The following is a 17,692-nucleotide window of genomic DNA, read 5'->3' as shown; positions in this document are numbered from 1 at the left end:
CACGAGGATGACGGCGTATTTTCTCTGCTCTCGCTGTTAGCACAAAGCCGACCAAAGTCAGAATCTTTGATCGGTTACAGTGGCTTTAAAAGGGGATAACAGTGATCGTTCTACTCTATATAGTTACCTTCTTTACTCTACAAACAACCGTTAGAAGTAGTAAAAGCATGATTGTGTAGTTTGTCGAGCCACCTCCGCTGCCACTATTTTCCTTCACGTTAATGATATTGAAGGTGGCATTTGCTGTGGAAGATTGACCTGCACTTGTCACTTGCAGCTCTACTGTAACAGTAACGTCCTCTGCCACTTGTGGCGCGGTAAAGGTAAGTTCTGAACCTTGTGTTGCTGAAAGAGATAAATCAACCCCTGACAACTGTCTCCACATGTAAGCTAAAGCATCGTCCACATTCGGATTAATGCTGTTTTCCCCAGAAATACTAACAGTTTCACCTTCATTAACGTTGATTGTTAACGCTGCTTTGTCATTGATTAGGGCTGTGGGTATTCCTATTAAATCAATTGAATTAAATGACTCAGAGACTTCAAATTCTAGGCCATTTGTCGATAAGGTGTAATCTATACCTAGCATAAGAGATGTCGCTTGCGCTAAACCTGAACTATCCAACGCCACTGTTAACTGCTTCGCTTCGGCATTCACTGGCATAGCAACTGTGAATTTAGCGCCAGTATCGGTTACGGTGTATTCCTCACTGCTGTTATTTATCGCTAACTGTTGCTCTAACGGTAGCGTAATTTCATAGCTTTTATCATGTTCGCTGTTATTAGCATCAATATAAATCTCCAGTTCGATTATATCGCCAATCAATAACTGGCTTTTAGTGCTGGCAAGAGAAAGTGATTTATCAGAACGATTAATTCTAATTGGCATAAAACCTATATCACTTGGGTTTTCAGCACTGGTACCTAAATCAATAGCGGTTATATATTGCTGATTATGTTGTAAGTCGCTATCCCATGCTATTGAGAAATTAATGTCTTCCTGATGTTTAGGAGCACTGTTAAATTGGGCTGAAACATCGCCATCTGCAGCACCAACTTTAATGATTTCAAGTTCTACAAGATCAACGGTATTTGAAGGCGACTGGTAATCGCCATAGTTATGTACTGCGATAAAATAATTACCAATTTTAGGGAACTCAATAACACATTTCTCAAAAGCGGTCGCCGTTGCCGATTCACAGATCAGGCTAGACATTTCATAACTATTATCAGGGCGACCATTGTAATTCCAATCACTACCAATATATAAATCAAGATCCGGCGATGTGGTATTTAAAATCCTGACCTCAATATAGCGGGTATCAAGGTCTACCTTGAACGCTTGGGCAAAATATGACTCATCATCATTGAAAATATTGTATGGGTAATTAGTGTTATCGCTATCGTCTCTTAGTAGGTTAAATTCTAGGGATTCAACTTTTGTAAGGTCGTAGGCTGTTGCTACCACGTTATTTGTGGCGACAGTGACTACGCCTTTAATTGATGCGGAGCCCTTATTCGAGTTAGCAGTGATCTCTATGTCTTTTGGGAATTTACCACGTTTAAAAGACGCAATAATAGGTAGTGTAGGGGCAGAGTAATTAACATCATTATTGGCAAATTCAATGGCTGATGAAATGTAACCACCAGTATAATGTTCATTTATTTTTGTTTCTATGGTTAAGGTAATTTCATCACCTTCTGCCAAGCTAAACTGGCTAGGCGTAACGGTGATATCCATTGCTGTTTCAGCATTGGTTTGTATACTCCAAGAGCCGGTAGTTGTGGCTTTAAAAGTGCGCTGCCAGCTACATTGAATCATGCAGTCATTTCCCAGTAAAGCAGGTAAATTAAGCCGTTGAGGATCGCCTCCTGTATTCGGGTCTGCATTGACAAAGTTTTCAACGCTTTCATCCATTACTAAACTCGAGTTAAGTGCTTGGTCTATTTTTATCGAGCCGGCACCTGCGTCAAAGTAAGAGTTGATATTTCCTTCATTATCACGAGTAACACTATTAGCCGTTAACATCAGTGCCGACTGAGCTTCACTTGGTGACCATTCAGGTTTTAAACCAGCAATTAGAGCTAAAGCGCCTGCAACGTGAGGGCTTGCCATTGATGTACCATCCATGAAAATATATTCAGGTTGTTGCACCGAGCCGTAAAAATGTGGCTTATAGGTTGCATTCGCCGCATAAATACTCACTCCCGGAGCAGAAACATGAGGGGCCAAGTATTGGTTGAACACAGGTTCGGGGCCGCGCGAGCTAAACGGTGCAATTATGTTTTCTTGTTGAGGATCTAAGTACATTGAACTGTCACTAATATTAACGTCAATATTGCTATGCGCAGCTAACAAGTTAATCAATGCTTGGCCATCGGTATAACTGACATGGATACTAGGTAAAACATGAAAATCAATATTTAATTGATCGCCTTCGTTGATAGAGTTTACCAGTATCATGCCTTTAGCATTGCCTGTAAGTGCGTAATTGCCTTTTTCAACTCTTGGAATGTCACCTCTGCGACAGATAACGATTTTGTCGGTTAATACGTTCTCATCAAATGGACGTAAACAATCACCATTATTAAATTCATTACCATCAACTAATTGACCAGAAACGGCGCTGCTTGCAGAGAAACCATAAATCGTTTCAAAACTTGCATCACTGCCTGATACGGTTAACGTTTTTTGTGTAAATGTTCTGCCATGAGTTATGGCCGCAACTGAAGTTAACCATGGCGCATTTCCAGGAGAAACAAGGGTGCTTTCTTCAGGGCCCATATTACCGGCTGATGTTGCAACATGAATGCCTGCTTCTCTGGCACTTAACATAGCTAAAGCATCCAGGCTGTACCAAGGGCTTATTGCTTCACCGCCAATAGAGTAATTAATAACGTCAATTCCATTGGCTATAGCATGCTCTACGGCTAATGCGGTTATGTCAGGCCAACAACCATCTAAATCACATACTTGATAAGACACTATATTGGCGTGTGGTGCGACACCGCTGATTTGGCTAAATTGTTGTTCACTTATATCACCAATCACATTATAAACTGGAACATCTTTTACTATATTGCCGCCAACAGTACTGGCAACGTGGCTACCATGACCTTGAACATCCAGACCAATAGGATCATCGCCAGCATACGTAGCGTAATTAGTAATTTCAGGGTGACTCCAGATACCTATAAGTTTGTCGTTACAATAATGTTGGTACTCAGATAAAGCACAATCACCAAGGTACACGTCTTTACCAAGCGGGTTTATGTGTTGGTATTCATCGTCTCCTACAGCCGAAAAAGAAGGGTGACTCGCGGATACACCTGTATCAATAATACCAACGATAACGCCTTCACCTTTAAAGGCGCCATGACTAGCTGTCCCTTGCCACACTTGCGGTGCATTAATATGTTGAGGGCCGGCGTTGGTCGATAGTTTATGAGGTTTTATTTTTTGTACCGTTTTTACATCTGCAAGCGCTCTTAAGGCCGTCACGTCAGCAGCAGTTAAACGTGCCGTCACGGCATTAACCGAAACTTGCATGCTTAGTTCAGGTGTTATTGTTCGGCGACTTTTAGTACTTATTTGGGCTAAAACTTCATGTTGTTTTTGTTTAAGGTTGGCAATGTAATTTTTACTTGCTTGTGATTTTACATTTAATGTTTTTCTTACAGCTTGAGTTTGAGTCGCTTTTGCTTGAGTTGTTTGCGTACTTACAGATTTAGCATGGTAAGCAGCCAATGAAGGTGCTTTTAAAATAACCGCATAAAGATCTTCAACATTGCGCTTTTTATTTTGGTGTGATGTTTTTGATTCTATGTGTTTTACATCTTCGCTATTTGTTGCATGAACATTTTGGTTTTTAATTGTTAGCGCAACTGCTGAAGAACAGGGCAAAAACACTGCTAATAGACTGGCGAACACGGCATAATTAAATGTATTTTTCAAAACAACCTCACAATAGGTAGGGCATAGCCCGGCAATAAAACTCAACTCACGCGATTATATAAAATACGACTTATGAAGTTTGTGAATAATAGTTAAATCGAATTTTATCTCAACGTAGCTGTAAGTCTATGTATTATCGTTAAAATATAAATGATTCTGATTTTATTTATGTTTTTCTACCGTTCAATTTAAGCAAGTTACTTGACTCTCAGGGGGATTTTTTGATTACAAGTTAGAGGTGCTAGCAATCAACACTGTTTTTTGGCTACTTATTACTACATTATTTGCAATAAGTTAGGTGAATCTGTACTGCCATGTAACATATTGTTTTCAGTGAATATCCCTGCTCAAAATGACAATCTGATATTTACATATCTACTTAATATAGCGCGCAATTAGCAAACTCTTATTAAAAGAGCATTGCGTCATTATATGCAGGTAATATTTATGTCAGTAAAAATGAAAAGTGCAGTTGCACTAGCAATATCATTAGCAATTAGCCCGTTAGCATTTGCAGAAGATGGCCAAAAAGTTGGTTCACCAGACTCTACCGAGCATGTTATTGAAGATAACAAACATGCTCCACGCATATCGGTAAAAGAGCGTCTTGAAAAAGACTATGGTTTAAGCTTATCAGCCGACTATAACGCCTTTGGTATTACATCAGGTGATACTATGGAAGGTACTGATGATTCAGCTGCATCAGGCGTTTTTCGTCTTATGGGGTCATGGGCTGCTACAGAAAACGGTTCATTAAACTTTAAAATTGAACATCGTCACGCTTACACCGACGAAGCTCCTAAAATGTACGGTATTAATAATATCGGTATGTCGAGCTTGTCTGGCGCGGCATTTAACGATCAAGGTGCTCGTGTAACTAACCTTTACTGGCGTCAAAACTTTAATGACGGCAATACCGTAGTTTGGGCTGGTTTTATGGATATTACTGATTACCTTGATGCCTACGCTCAAGCGTCTCCATGGACAGATTTTTCTAACTTAGTGTTCTCAACAGGTAGCGGCACAATGGCACTACCAGATGATGCTGCATTTGGTATGGCAGCTGCGCATATGATCACTGATAACGTTTACGTACTTGGTGGTATAGCAGACGCGTCAGGTATGTCTGATATGGACGAGATGAGCGAAAATGTTGATAAGTTTTTAAACGATGAAAAGCATCATAAGTCAATTGAACTTGGTTATACCGGCGCAGGAAAAAGTCGTATTTACCTAGATAATGTGCACGTTACTTATTGGCATCAAGATGGCGGTACACGTCATGATAACAATGCCTCTGGTGATGATAGTGAAGGTGTTAACTTTTCAGCAAGTTTCATGATGGGTAAATGGATGCCATTTATTCGTGGTGGTGTATCCGAAGGTAGCGCGCCAATGCTAGAGCAATCTTTAGTTATTGGTACTGGTTATTATGGTTTACTTAAAGAGGGTGACACGTTAGGTGTTGCTGCCAACTGGGGTAAAGTTAATAAAGAAGCGTTTGGTACCGATCAAAATCAATACATTGGTCAGGTCTACTACAAAATACCGGTAACCGATTACTTACAGTTGATCCCTGATGTACAGTACGTGCGTAATGGCGCTATTAGTAATGAAGAAGATCAAGTGATAATTGGTCTACGAGCTCGCATAATTTTATAGTTTTGCTTAGCTGATTATCAATATAATGTTAATCAATAAATAGATTAAGGTCATAACTTTACCCGTTATGACCTTTTTTTTTGTCTAAAATACAATACACTTTGCTCAACAATACAAATTATAATGAATACGCTAGGAGGATCTGCATCTAGTTTATCTTAACTAATCGGTGTATCTTTGCGTCATAAACAATAAATGTGGAATTATTATGAACATCTCTTTAACTGAAGAACAAATGATGATTCAGGATATGGTAAAGAAATTTGCTGAATCTGAATTAGCGCCTAATGCTGCCCACTTGGATGAAACAGGCGACCAAGAATCCTTTAAGAACAATATCAGCCAGTTAGCTGAGCTTGGTTTAATGGGATTAAATATTAAAGCCGAGTATGGCGGCGTTGAAGCAGGTGTTGTTGCCTTTTCTTTAGCGATTACTGAAATTGCCAGAGCGTGTGCGTCAACTGCCGTGACAACTTCAGTAACCAATATGGTTGCCGAGGTTATTCAAGCGGTTGGTAACGAAGAGCAAAAGCAAAAATATCTTCCTAAAATTTGTTCTGGTGAATACTTAGCTGGTGGTTTTTGTTTAACTGAAACAAGTGCTGGCTCTGATCCTGCTGGTATGAAAACCACAGCAGTTAAAGATGGTGATGACTACATTTTAAATGGTTCTAAACTGTTTATTACCAGCGGTGAATTTGCTGGTGTATTTGTAGTTTGGGCCGTTACTGATAGTGAAGCTCGAAAAGGTAAGGGCATCTCATGCTTTATCGTAGAAGCAGGCACGCCTGGCATGACCATTGGTAAATGTGAAGATAAAATGGGGCAAAAAGCATCTCCTACTAACGAAGTGCATTTTGATAATTGTCGAGTACCGGCAAGTGCATTAATGGGCACTGAAAATAAAGGTTTTGGTGTTGCTGTTGGTGAATTAGCTGGCGGTCGTATTGGTATTGGCTCATTAGCCTTAGGTATTGGTTTAGCTGCACTAGATTACGCTAAAGAATACACCAAAGAGCGTAAGCAGTTTGATCAACCAATTAGTAACTTCCAAGGTTTACAATGGATGCTTGCAGAAAACTATACCAATATGGAAGCGGCCCGTTTGTTACTTATGCAAGCTGCACACATTAAAGAGCAAGGTGGTGCATTTGGTACAGCAGCTTCTATGGCGAAACTGTTTGCTGCAGAAAAAGCCAACAAAGCTTGTTATGACGCACTGCAATTAATGGGTGGCGCTGGTTACATTAAAGAGTACCCATTAGAGCGTATGGCTCGTGATGTTCGTATTACTTCAATATATGAAGGTACCAGCGAAATTCAAAAAGTTATCATTGCCAGAGACCTTTTAAGCTAGCTTAGCAATCTCTTTTATTTAAAGGGGGTCAGCGATATTTAATTTATTAAAAGTTAAATATCGCTGACCCCTTTATTGTTTTAAGAAACAGATTTGCAGTTATCGATAATATAAAACCACAAGAAATTAAGTACTGTTTCACGCATAATGATAAATAGAATGTCTTTTACCAATGTTATCAATTTGGTATTTATAGACAGTATTTCAAGGGAAAAAGAATGACAGCCGAAACTAAGGCGCAGCCAACAGGCATGCTCAGCAATTTTTTAACTACATGCAAAACGCATTACTCCGGTGTTGCTATCAGTGTGATCATTGCGATTGCTTCAGGTGCTCTTGCCACTCGCTATGATGCACCAGTGATGCTGTTTGCTTTATTGCTGGGGTTGGCATTACATTTTTTATATGAGTCACCAAAACATCAAGCCGGGGTTAACTTTTCATCCCGTGCAGTACTTCGCTTTGCCGTTGCTCTATTAGGTGTACGTATTGCTTTTTCTGATATCGTGTCGCTAGGTATCACCCCCCCGATGATCGTCATTGTGTCCATGGCAATTATGATCGCGTTTGGCGTTATGTTTTCTAGAGTACTTGGATTATCGAAAGTATTTGGAGTGTTGTCAGCTGGCTCTGTTGCGGTATGTGGCGTTTCAGCCGCCGCTGCTATTTCTACGGTATTACCGAAAAAAGAATATGAAGAAAAATTCTTTGCCTTAACGGTTATTGGCGTTACGACCCTAAGCACCATCGCTATGGTGGTGTACCCACTTATTGTTTCTTACTTGGGTTTACCCGATGATTTAGCCGGTGTATTTATTGGCGGCTCTATTCATGATGTAGCACAAGTTGTGGGAGCAGGTTATTCAATATCACCAGAGGCCGGAGATATTGCCACTTACATAAAACTATTACGAGTTGCGCTGTTACTGCCAATTGTAATGATCATCTTCTTTGCCTTTAAAGAACGAGACAGCAAGATGGAAGGTGGGGTATCTACATTTATTCCAACATTCTTAATTGGCTTTTTCGTGCTGGCGTTATTAAATAATATTGGCTTTATTCCGGTAGAAGTGGCATCTGTCATAAAAACGCTGTCTAGCTGGTGTTTGGTAGTATCTATTGCCGCCATTGGTGTGAAAACGTCATTAAAGCAGATAGTATCTGTAGGTTGGAAACCCGTTGTGTTGATAACTGCTGAAACGATTTTATTTGCGGTATTAATATTAGTGGGCATCTACTTATTCGCATAATTTAAAACTACCACCCCCACTTACTAAGCCTGAATATACGCGAATATTCAGGCTTTTTTTGATTCAGGGACTAATCAATGCAAATCGCCAAGGATGGCAATAGATTTGTAAAGGTTTAGGTGAATAATGCATTCAGATAAGCCTAGATATGGTGTATTTCTTCAGCAAAAGGCTAAACTTAATAAAGAGACATTATTTAAAATTAATTCAATTCCACAATAAAAATAAGGTTTCATTCGTATTTATGAAATCTCTTACGCTCAAAATGACAAGTTAAATTCTTCTGATAATTTCAGTTCTCCAAGATTTTTCTTGAATTATATCATTTAAAAACAATGTGTTACCTGTAATTCTTGAGTCTGTATTTACTGCTGATAACAACGCTGAAATTATTCGAAATCAAGGGGAATGGCTGCTAATTTTATAGCCATGAAGTTTGATTAGAAATAATTAAACGAAAACCAAGATAATAAATATCCTTATAAATTGGAGCAACAGATGGAATCAACAGTTATCCGACCAATGGCTAAACCAGAAATGGTTGCCGATGATCCTGCTGAACAAGCATTACTTGACCGAATCAAGTCAGGTGAATTAATTGAAAACGTTGACGAGTTAACCCCTCGTTACCGTAAAGTATTAGAAAATACCCTAGAGATAGCTGCAGCAGGCGAAGTAACTGTACTTACCTGGGCACAAACGGGTTATGTAAATGCTCCTGATTTAGGCGCTAAAATGGCAATTTCTGGCTCTATTCAAGATGAAGTTGGTCATGCCCATCAGCAAGGCATGTTGTGGGAACGCTTCGGTGTAGATATGCACAAAGAAGCATTTGAGCGTCCACCTGAAAAGTTCTGGTCAATGCCGGTTCTTGAGTTTGAAATTAAAAATTATATTTACTTTGTCGTAGCACAAGCATTCCTAGACAGAGCTGGTCGTTACACTACATGGGATATCGAATTACACTGTTCATTTGCCCCATACCGTCGTGCATTGAAAAAAGTAAACTTTGAAGAAGCATTCCACATGCGTCACGGTTCTTACTGGATGGAGTTCTACTGGAACTACAACGAAGAAACTCGCGCCATGGTGCAAGAAGCTGTTGATTGGGTATTCCCACATGGTGTGTTCTGGTACGGCCGTCCTGATGCCATGAAAGGCAAAATGGACCAATTGATTTACGGCGTACGTAAATGGTCAAACGATGAAATGCGTGATAAATGGTTACAGTCTGCATGTAACTTAGCTAAGCGAATTGGCTGTGAAGTACCTGCGCACTTTGATGAAGATGAAGGTAAATACGTATTAGACCTTCCATACCCAATGACTTGGGATCGTGAAACTGGCGATTGGATTTGGGAAAAGTGTGAATGGTCTGATGTTGTTGGCAACATGAAAAAAGGTGGCCGCATGCGTCCAGCTATTTATGAGCGTCTACAACGTGAAGAATGGGGTGCATCATTTTGGTAAACGAGCAATTACAACAAATTAATGCCACGTTAAAAGAAGTCATTGATCCTCACATGGGCGTGAATATCCTCGATATGGGGATGGTCAAGCGTGTAGAGGCAACGGTTGATAACGGCATTTATGTTGGATTGGTTTTACCTTGTATAGGCTGTCCAGCATTAGAGCTAATGATGGCTGATATTAGAAAACGTGTCGGCGCTTTAGACGGCGTTGAAAAAGTGAAAGTGAAAGTTGAATGGGGCCATCAATGGGACCGTACACACATCACCGAGGAAGCTCGCGAAAGAGCAGCCCGTCACGGTTACGTTATTTAAATGAATTACAGTCAGCAATGGCTAAAAGAGAGAAGATATAAAATATGAGCAAGCTTGATCATAAAGCGGATGCCAAAGTTTACGAAGTATTTGGTCGCGAAAAAATAGACAAAGAATTAAGCCATTTAGGTTGTATTTACGCGCTGAACGAAGATTTAGCTAGAGCGCAAGCGTACATGACTTACTCAGAGAAGCCATGGGTAGAACTATGCTGTGTTCGCCAAGATCACATCTTGGGCATTATTGGTAAAGAAGATACACCAATCGGTTTTGCATAATGACGAATAAACATAACCCTAAAACTGATAGAGAGCAGAAAGTATTTAAAGATGAATACGATCAAACTGTTGAGTGTCCATGGTGTAAGTCTACCGATACTCAAGTTGCCAGTCCGTTTGGTGGCACAGTGTCAGAAATTCTATTTAAGTGTAACGGTTGTAAGCAAACATTTGGTTGGATGAAATGGCAACACAAAATGCCTGAATAAGGCTGTTGCATTAATAACTAATAAACAATTTATATAGGCTCTGCGAAAGCATAAATAGAGCTAACAGCAGAGCAGATAGAAAGGTGAAAGAAATGAAAATAGATAATAACTTAATGGCAGAATTACTTTGTATCGCCGATACGGAGTGGGTACTAGGTCACTGGTACACAAGAAGCTTGATGAATAGCCGCAACTTACAAGATGCAACCGCACTTGGTGCTATGTCACAAGATACATGGGGGCATACCCGTGCAATCTTCCGTTATTTAGAAGAAGAAAATAACTTACCTGATTTTCAAATTGAATTTGGTCGTAAAGCAGTAGATGTTCACAACATGGACATGTTAGATAACCCACCACAAAGCTACGGTGATTATATTTTAACAACGTACCTAGCTGAACTTGCTGTATGGCGCTTAATGGCGACGTTTAAAGATGGCAACCATGCAGATATTGCTTCAATGATGACTGCATTTGGTAAAGAGTGTTACTTTCATCGTTTAAACTCAGATGGTTGGTTCACTCTGTTCACTGAAGAAGAGAAAAACGAAGCGATTAATGCGCTTCCAGCTCGTTTAGGCGCTGCAATTGCTTGGTTTGGTACAGATAAAGCTTCAAGCGAATGTCCTTTACTTGAATCTGGTGTTCGTAGCCAGTCAGTAAGTGATGCTCGTGAAATGTTTATCAAAGAAGCGAGCGCTAAACTTGCTAAAGTACTGGATATTACTGAGCAAAAAATTGAAGCACTAGTTGATAGCGTAAACCCAAGCGAGCGTAACAATCGCCGTCGTCGTGTTGAAGGTTCAGAAATGCCTGCAGCATTATGGGAGTACGTAGTACCAACTAATGAAGGTGCAATTCTAGCACGTCGTCCATTATCAATTTCGGTTCAAGATGAAATCGATTTATGGGACAAACCAGAAACCATCGCATTCGATTACGATTAATCGATTAGCAGTAAAAAAAACCTTAGTGCTTTGCCCTAAGGTTTTTCTGCTTTTAGCAGCATAATTTTATTTTTTAATTAATAGAACACAACAAAATAAGAAGAATAATAATGAAAAACCACTTAATTAAATCACTCGCAATAGCAGCTGTCGCTTTCACGACCAATGCTTTTGCCAGCCAAGTACTGTTTAAAAACGTAAATATTTTTGATGGAAAAAATGAGCAGCTAAAACAAAACCATCACGTATTAGTAGTTGATAATGAAATAACCAAAATAAGCAAAGATAAGATAGTTGTTGCACAAGATGCGGTGATCATCGATGGCAGTAATAAAACGCTAATGCCAGGCATGATTGATGTACATGCTCATTTGGCCATAACGACTGCCCTAAGTAAAATTCACGGCTATGTAAGCCCCGAAGAAAACGCAATTCGCTCAACATTAACCGCAAAGACTTTTATAGACGATGGCTTTACTACTGTTCGCGATGCAGGTGGCCATACATTTGCATTAAAAAGGCTTATTGATCAAGGGCTTGTTCCAGGGCCGCGCATTTATCCATCTGGCGCATTTATATCGCAAACTTCTGGTCATGGCGATTTTAGAACTCCTGCTGAACCGCATGCGAGTACCGGCCATGTAGATGCAGGGCATCGATTAAAGATGGGCAAAGTGGTTGATGGTAAAGCTGAAATTTATCGTGCGGTTCGTGAAAACTTACGCCAAGGTGCTACGCAAATAAAAATCATGGCAAGCGGTGGTGCAGGCTCTGATTTTGATCCGCTTGATTCATTACAATTTCAACCAGAAGAGCAATTGGCTGCAGTAAATGCTGCCAAAGATTGGGGTACTTATGTAACCGCTCACTTACTTACCGATGCTGCCATTTCACGTGCGCTGGATTCTGGCGTAATGGGAGTAGAACATGGCTTGATGATCAAAGAAAGAGGCATGAAAAAATTGGTTGAAAAGGGCGCATTTCTAGCAACACAGTTTAATGCTACATCGCCTAGATTAACTGAATTGCCAGGTCTGCAACAAGTGAACATTGATAAAATTGTTAATGCACAAAAGGACATGGCAAATTTAGTACCGTTAATTAAAAAGTATCAGCCTAAAATCCCATTTGCCGTAGATGCATTTGGTCCACCGTCGAGTCATATCAAACAACGCCGCTATGAACTTTATTGGGGCGCTGAGTTATTCGGCAACTTTGACACGCTAAAACGCGCAACCTCAGTTTCTGCAGAATTTGTTGCCCTCTCTGGTAAGCGTAATCCTTATGGCAAACTTGGTGTTATTGAAGAAGGTGCATTAGCCGACATCTTACTTATTGATGGTAATCCATTAGAAGATATCTCATTAGTGGGCGCCGACGCAGGTTGGTGGGATGCAAGTACCGAAGATATTAAGACTATACTGGTGATTATGAAAGACGGTAAATTTCATAAAAATACTTTATAAAGCTATCGTTTAGCTAATAGGGAAAATAGGCTTATCTATAAATAGCACGCAATTGCTATGCTCGTATTGATAAGCCTATTCAATGTTAACGAGGTATTATCAAGGTCATAAATTTACACCTGATTAATTATTCCTAAAAATAATCAGCCCCCCAAGTTAGAGGCAACTATGGATTTTTCTTTAGACGAAATGCAAACTATCGCCGTAGATAGTTTTAAGAAATTTTTACAGGCAGAAATAAAGCCTATCGCCGATGAATATCGCGACAAATATATTCCAACACCATTAGCTAAAGAAATTCAAGCAAAGCTTGCTCCATTTGGCGTAGTGAACGGTTTCTTACCAGAAGAGCTTGGCGGCTTTGATATGGACGCTGTTACCCTTGGTTTAATGATGCATGAATTAGCCAAAGTATCTCCAGACATTGCGATAACTACATTAATTTACTTTGCCTCAGGAAAAATGGTTTCAGGTACACCAGAACCACTTCGCAGCAAATACCTTGAAGGGTTCATTAATTGTGAACTGATTGCTTCGGTTGCTATCTCTGAACCTGGCACTGGCTCTGATATTTCTTCGGCTACATGTCGTGCTAAACCAGACGGTGATGATCACTTTATTATCAACGGCGAAAAAATGTGGATATCATCGGGTGATTACTCAGACTTTATGTATGTATTGGTAAACGTTACTGAAGGTGATGAAACAGGTCTTGCAGTATTTTTAGTTGATCGTGAAGAGCACGGCTATGAAACTACTAACATTGATAAAACTGCGTTAAACAGCCAATCAACTGCACAAGTATTTTTTGATAATTGTCGTGTGCCAAAAGAGAATATGGTGGCAGCGCCAGGCCAAGGCATGAAGATGTTGTTAACACTTTTGCAATCGTCTCGTCCAATCGTTGGCTTAATGGCCATGGGTATTGCGCAAGCAGCGTTTGATGAAGCCGTACAGTATTCTCTTGATCGTGTGCAATTTGGCAAGCCAATTGCGGCAAAACAAATTGTCCAAGAAAAATTAGCAACCATGGCTACCCAAATAGAAGCGGGTAAACTTATGGCATTTAAAGCGTTAAGTTCAATCGATCAGAAGAAACGCTCAGATATTGATGCTGCTATGGCGAAATGGTTCTGTACTGACCTAGCCTGTGAAGTTGTTGATGAAGCCACAAAGATCCATGGTGGTAATGGTGTTACGCGCGAATTCCCGGTTGAATATATGGCACGTGCAGCAAAAGTGTTCCGAGTCACTGAAGGAACTAACGAAATTCAAAAGCTAATGATTGGCCGTGCCATCACTGGTTTAAATGCCTTTTAGGTTAAGTTGATAGGAATAATATTATGAATTTTGATTTAACCATGGAACAGCAAATGATCGCCGATATGGCCGCTGATCTTGCTAAAAAGTATGACCCAGAATACTGGCGCGAAATGGATGAAAATAAACAATATCCACAAGAATTTATGGACGAAATCGGTTCACTAGGTTTCTTTGGTTTGCCACTCGCTGAAAAGTGGGGCGGTGCCGATGCTGGTTTAACCGATGTTGCTTTAGCGATGGAAGCATTATGTCGTGGCGGCGGTGGTGGCGGACCGGCTCTAGGCTATTTGTTTGGCTTGCTAGGTAACTTATCTGTTGCCCATCATGCTAATGACAGTCAAAAAGAAAAATACTTACCAGCATTTGCCGCTGGCGAGAAAACCTGTGCATTTGCCCTTTCTGAGCCAAATGCAGGTACTAACTCATTAAACATTGAAACATTTGCCAAAAAAGATGGTGACGATTACATCATTAACGGCGGTAAATGGTTTATTACCAATATTGACAATACCGATGCTGTTCTTATTGTTGCTCGCACAACCAAGAAAGAAGACGTGAAAAATAAAGCTGCCGGTATTTCATTATTCTTAGTAGACCTGCCAGCAGAAGGCATTAGCTACACACCAATTGATAAGCACGGTTATCATTATTATAAGTCGTTCCAGGTATTCTTTGATAATGTCCGTGTATCAAAAGATTGTTTGCTTGGTGAAGAAGGCAAAGGTTTTTATCAATTATTAGGTACGCTTAACCCTGAACGTATTTTAATCGCCTCTGGCGCCTGTGGCACGGCAAAACTTGCTCTTGAACACGCTATTGAGTATGCCAAAGAGCGTAATGTATTTGGTCAACCAATTGGTGCTCACCAAGCGGTACAACACCCATTAGCTGCTGCTTACGCAAAAGTAGAGGCTGCCTGGGGGCAAGTGTTAAAAGCGGCTACATTATATGATGAAGGTAAGTCAGATAAAGAAGTGGGCGATGTTGCCAACATGGCGAAATGGCTTGCCGCAGAATCGGCACTAGAAGCTACACACCATGCCATGCAAACGCTGGGTGGTTGTGGTTTTGCTCGTGAATATCATGTAGAGCGTTGGTTTAGAGAATGTCAGTTATTCCGTTTAGCGCCGGTAACTCAACAAATGACATTAAACTATTTGGGTGAACATGTGTTGGGATTGCCTAAGTCATATTAATAAAATGTCTTAATTATTAAAAGCACTTGATTATGCAATTAATCAAGTGCTTTTTTAGTTTAATATTAACTTGAAAGCTCTGCTGCAGTGTCGATAAATATCCCTTGAATGTCATCGGCTTCCCTTTCTGTTTGCCCTCCATATTTAAGAAATGCAGCAATAATTGTTTGAGTTTTCTCTTCTTTTGCTCGCTCTAGAAAGTAACGTAGCTCAAGTTCAGAACCCACATCCTCGTCTATTATTGAAGCCGTTATAATTTCTTTGTACATCACAATGTCACGAACTTCCCAACCAGCGACAATTGAAAGAAATTGCGCTAAAAATGCATCAAGCTCTGCTTTAGGAATAAACTGAGTAATGATATTTAATTTTTCGGCCTGTTGTGCGCTAAAGTCAGCACCAGATAGTAATGCCTGAAGTGTTTTACCTTTTCCTAAACGTCGAGCAAACTGAACCGCCCCTTGTCCACCTGTTGGAATGTTGATGTATAACTCTGGCTGGGCGAAAGCTGAATTTTCTGTCCCGTATGCTAAATCACATGCCATAACAAATTCATTACCACCACCACGCGCCACACCATCAACGACAGCAATAGAGAGCTGTTTCATTGCTTTAATGTTGGCTATCATATGGTTGAACTCAATTGAAGCTGCTTGTCCGCCTTGAGTGCCGTTAATAACATTAAGATCTAAGTGAGCTATAAAAAAAGCTTCATGGAACGATTTAAAAACAACAGCTTTTGTTTCTCGGTTATCCTTTAATGAAAGAATAAATGCATTCAGCTCATTAATTAAGTCAATAGTCAAAATATTCACTGGAGGATTTTTAATTAAAACCGTAGCCACGCCAGCGTCTTGGGTTATCGTTAATTTTTTCATCATAATGTTCCTTTTAAGGTTGTCTGTACAGAGACAATATTTGTCTCGATTCGAATTTATGAAACAATATTAATCTTAAATATGGTGTCTAAAAACAAGCTAAAATGAACTATACTGTTTCCATAAGGGAAACAATGAGGTGTTTATGGATCTTGCAAGTCGATTACTACTTTTACTTGAAGTCGCTGAGTTAGGTAGTTTTACAAAGGTGTCAGAGCATAGAAATGTCAATAGATCTGCTATTTCAAAACAAATAGGTAAGCTTGAACAAGAGCTTAGCGTTCATTTATTGAATCGAACTACACGATCACTATCTTTAACTGCAGCTGGCGTTGAAATGGTAAATCAAGCAAAACAATTACGAGATTTACTCAATAATTCAAAACGATTGGCTGAAAATTATCATAATGAACCTAGAGGGGAGCTAAAAATTGCCAGCTCTACATTGTTTGGTCGTCAGTATGTACAGTATGCTATTTTAAAGTTTCAGGAACGGTATCCTGATATTCGTGTTGAGCTACTTTTGGAAGACAGAGTTGTCGATTTAGTTGGTGAAGGCTTTGATATAGGTTTTCGTATTGGTGAACCGAAAGAGTCCAACCTAATTGCCAAACAAATAGCCAGAAACCGACTCTTGGTCGTTGCTGCACCGGCTTTTATTGATAAATATGGGAAACCCAACACGATACCAAAACTTGAGAGCCTGCCTGCGGTTGTTTATTCATCTAAGGGGTTATTGATTGATAAAATCAAGTACCGTGAAAGTTCAGGAAACGAAGCATTTATACAGTTAAACCCGACTTACAAAGTAAATGAAGTGGAAATGCTAATCAATACTGCTTTAGCAGGAAGAATGTTTGCTGTAACCACGGCCCAGATGATTGAAAATGAGGTTTTAGAAGGCAAGCTTGTACCTATTATGACGCATATAAACTTGACTGATTACGGGACATTTTATGCGGTATATCCTCACAGGGATTCACCACTGAAAACAAGACTATTTATCAAAACACTAAAAGAAGTAATTGGTGATAAAACACCTATTTGGGAAACTCGAATTCCTGGTTTCCAGAAAATGTACGGTAACACAGTTTAGAGTCGTAATCGTTACCAATGTTTAGCAATATCTAGTCCACCTTGTATCTAATTAAGATACAAGGAGTTATTTATCTCATTGATTTATTTATTAAATACTTACAAAAAAAAAACACCACTTCAAACTACCCATTTTAATTATCTCTGCTATACATAAAGTAATGATACCAAATGAAATGAATATCTAATCATTTTGGTTGGTTAAAATAAATAACTACTGTGTTATAAAATTAATATGTAGAAAAACTAGATATTTAATTTTATGCCTTGTATTTATTCATTTTCCCTCAGC

14 protein-coding genes are annotated in these 17,692 nt (G+C 39.6%); 12 read left to right on the top strand and 2 right to left on the bottom strand.

Going from position 1 to position 17,692, the window contains the following annotated elements; translation table 11 throughout:
* Positions 1–115: 115 nt before the first annotated feature.
* Positions 116–3,955, bottom strand: coding sequence for a S8 family serine peptidase (locus RI845_RS12535; RefSeq protein WP_348386507.1), 3,840 nt, complete (start codon positions 3,953–3,955; stop codon positions 116–118).
* A 447-nt stretch (positions 3,956–4,402) separates the two neighbouring features.
* On the opposite strand from RI845_RS12535, the gene RI845_RS12530 reads away from it, so the two are divergent.
* The 11 genes from RI845_RS12530 to RI845_RS12480 all read left to right on the top strand — a co-directional run bounded on the left by RI845_RS12530 (position 4,403) and on the right by RI845_RS12480 (position 15,427).
* Positions 4,403–5,617 (top strand): carbohydrate porin, encoded by a 1,215-nt coding sequence (locus RI845_RS12530; RefSeq protein WP_348386506.1) that lies wholly within the window; start codon positions 4,403–4,405, stop codon positions 5,615–5,617.
* Between the two features lie 208 nt (positions 5,618–5,825).
* Positions 5,826–6,974, top strand: a complete 1,149-nt coding sequence (locus RI845_RS12525) for an acyl-CoA dehydrogenase family protein (protein ID WP_348386505.1) — start codon at positions 5,826–5,828, stop codon at positions 6,972–6,974.
* Positions 6,975–7,192: 218 nt separating this feature from the next.
* Positions 7,193–8,224 (top strand): YeiH family protein, encoded by a 1,032-nt coding sequence (locus RI845_RS12520; protein WP_348386504.1) that lies wholly within the window; start codon positions 7,193–7,195, stop codon positions 8,222–8,224.
* A 498-nt stretch (positions 8,225–8,722) separates the two neighbouring features.
* The gene (locus RI845_RS12515) at positions 8,723–9,694 is read left to right on the top strand and encodes a 1,2-phenylacetyl-CoA epoxidase subunit PaaC (RefSeq protein WP_348386503.1); all 972 of its coding nucleotides are present in this window, start codon (positions 8,723–8,725) and stop codon (positions 9,692–9,694) included.
* A complete protein-coding gene (locus RI845_RS12510) occupies positions 9,688–10,008 on the top strand; it encodes a metal-sulfur cluster assembly factor (protein WP_348386502.1) in 321 nt (106 codons plus the stop codon). Before RI845_RS12515 ends, RI845_RS12510 begins: the two co-directional genes overlap by 7 nt.
* A 44-nt stretch (positions 10,009–10,052) precedes the next feature.
* Positions 10,053–10,286 carry a hypothetical protein gene (locus RI845_RS12505; RefSeq protein ID WP_348386501.1) on the top strand — a complete coding sequence of 78 codons (234 nt, stop codon included), beginning with the start codon at positions 10,053–10,055 and terminating at the stop codon, positions 10,284–10,286.
* Complete coding sequence (locus RI845_RS12500; protein WP_348386500.1) at positions 10,286–10,495, top strand: PaaD-like zinc ribbon domain-containing protein; 210 nt, start codon at positions 10,286–10,288, stop codon at positions 10,493–10,495. Before RI845_RS12505 ends, RI845_RS12500 begins: the two co-directional genes overlap by 1 nt.
* A gap of 92 nt (positions 10,496–10,587) precedes the next feature.
* Entirely contained in the window at positions 10,588–11,442 is an 855-nt protein-coding gene (locus RI845_RS12495) for a Phenylacetic acid catabolic protein (protein WP_348386499.1), read from the top strand.
* A 110-nt stretch (positions 11,443–11,552) separates the two neighbouring features.
* Complete coding sequence (locus tag RI845_RS12490; RefSeq protein WP_348386498.1) at positions 11,553–12,908, top strand: metal-dependent hydrolase family protein; 1,356 nt, start codon at positions 11,553–11,555, stop codon at positions 12,906–12,908.
* A gap of 168 nt (positions 12,909–13,076) precedes the next feature.
* A complete protein-coding gene (locus RI845_RS12485; protein ID WP_348386497.1) occupies positions 13,077–14,228 on the top strand; it encodes an acyl-CoA dehydrogenase family protein in 1,152 nt (383 codons plus the stop codon).
* 23 nt (positions 14,229–14,251) lie between these two features.
* Positions 14,252–15,427 carry an acyl-CoA dehydrogenase family protein gene (locus RI845_RS12480; protein ID WP_348386496.1) on the top strand — a complete coding sequence of 392 codons (1,176 nt, stop codon included), beginning with the start codon at positions 14,252–14,254 and terminating at the stop codon, positions 15,425–15,427.
* 65 nt (positions 15,428–15,492) lie between these two features.
* On the opposite strand, the gene RI845_RS12475 is transcribed toward RI845_RS12480, so the two are convergent.
* Entirely contained in the window at positions 15,493–16,308 is an 816-nt protein-coding gene (locus RI845_RS12475) for an enoyl-CoA hydratase/isomerase family protein (RefSeq protein ID WP_348386495.1), read from the bottom strand.
* Positions 16,309–16,450: 142 nt separating this feature from the next.
* Here RI845_RS12475 and RI845_RS12470 point away from each other — a divergent pair, with 142 nt between their 5' ends.
* Positions 16,451–17,401, top strand: a complete 951-nt coding sequence (locus tag RI845_RS12470) for a LysR family transcriptional regulator (RefSeq protein ID WP_348386494.1) — start codon at positions 16,451–16,453, stop codon at positions 17,399–17,401.
* The last annotated feature ends 291 nt before the right edge of the window (positions 17,402–17,692 follow it).

Origin of the sequence: Thalassotalea nanhaiensis (genome assembly GCF_031583575.1) — a bacterium.
Lineage (GTDB): Bacteria > Pseudomonadota > Gammaproteobacteria > Enterobacterales > Alteromonadaceae > Thalassotalea_A > Thalassotalea_A nanhaiensis.
The sequence above is the reverse complement of the archived record's forward strand: the minus strand, read 5'-3'. Positions and strand labels throughout refer to the sequence as shown.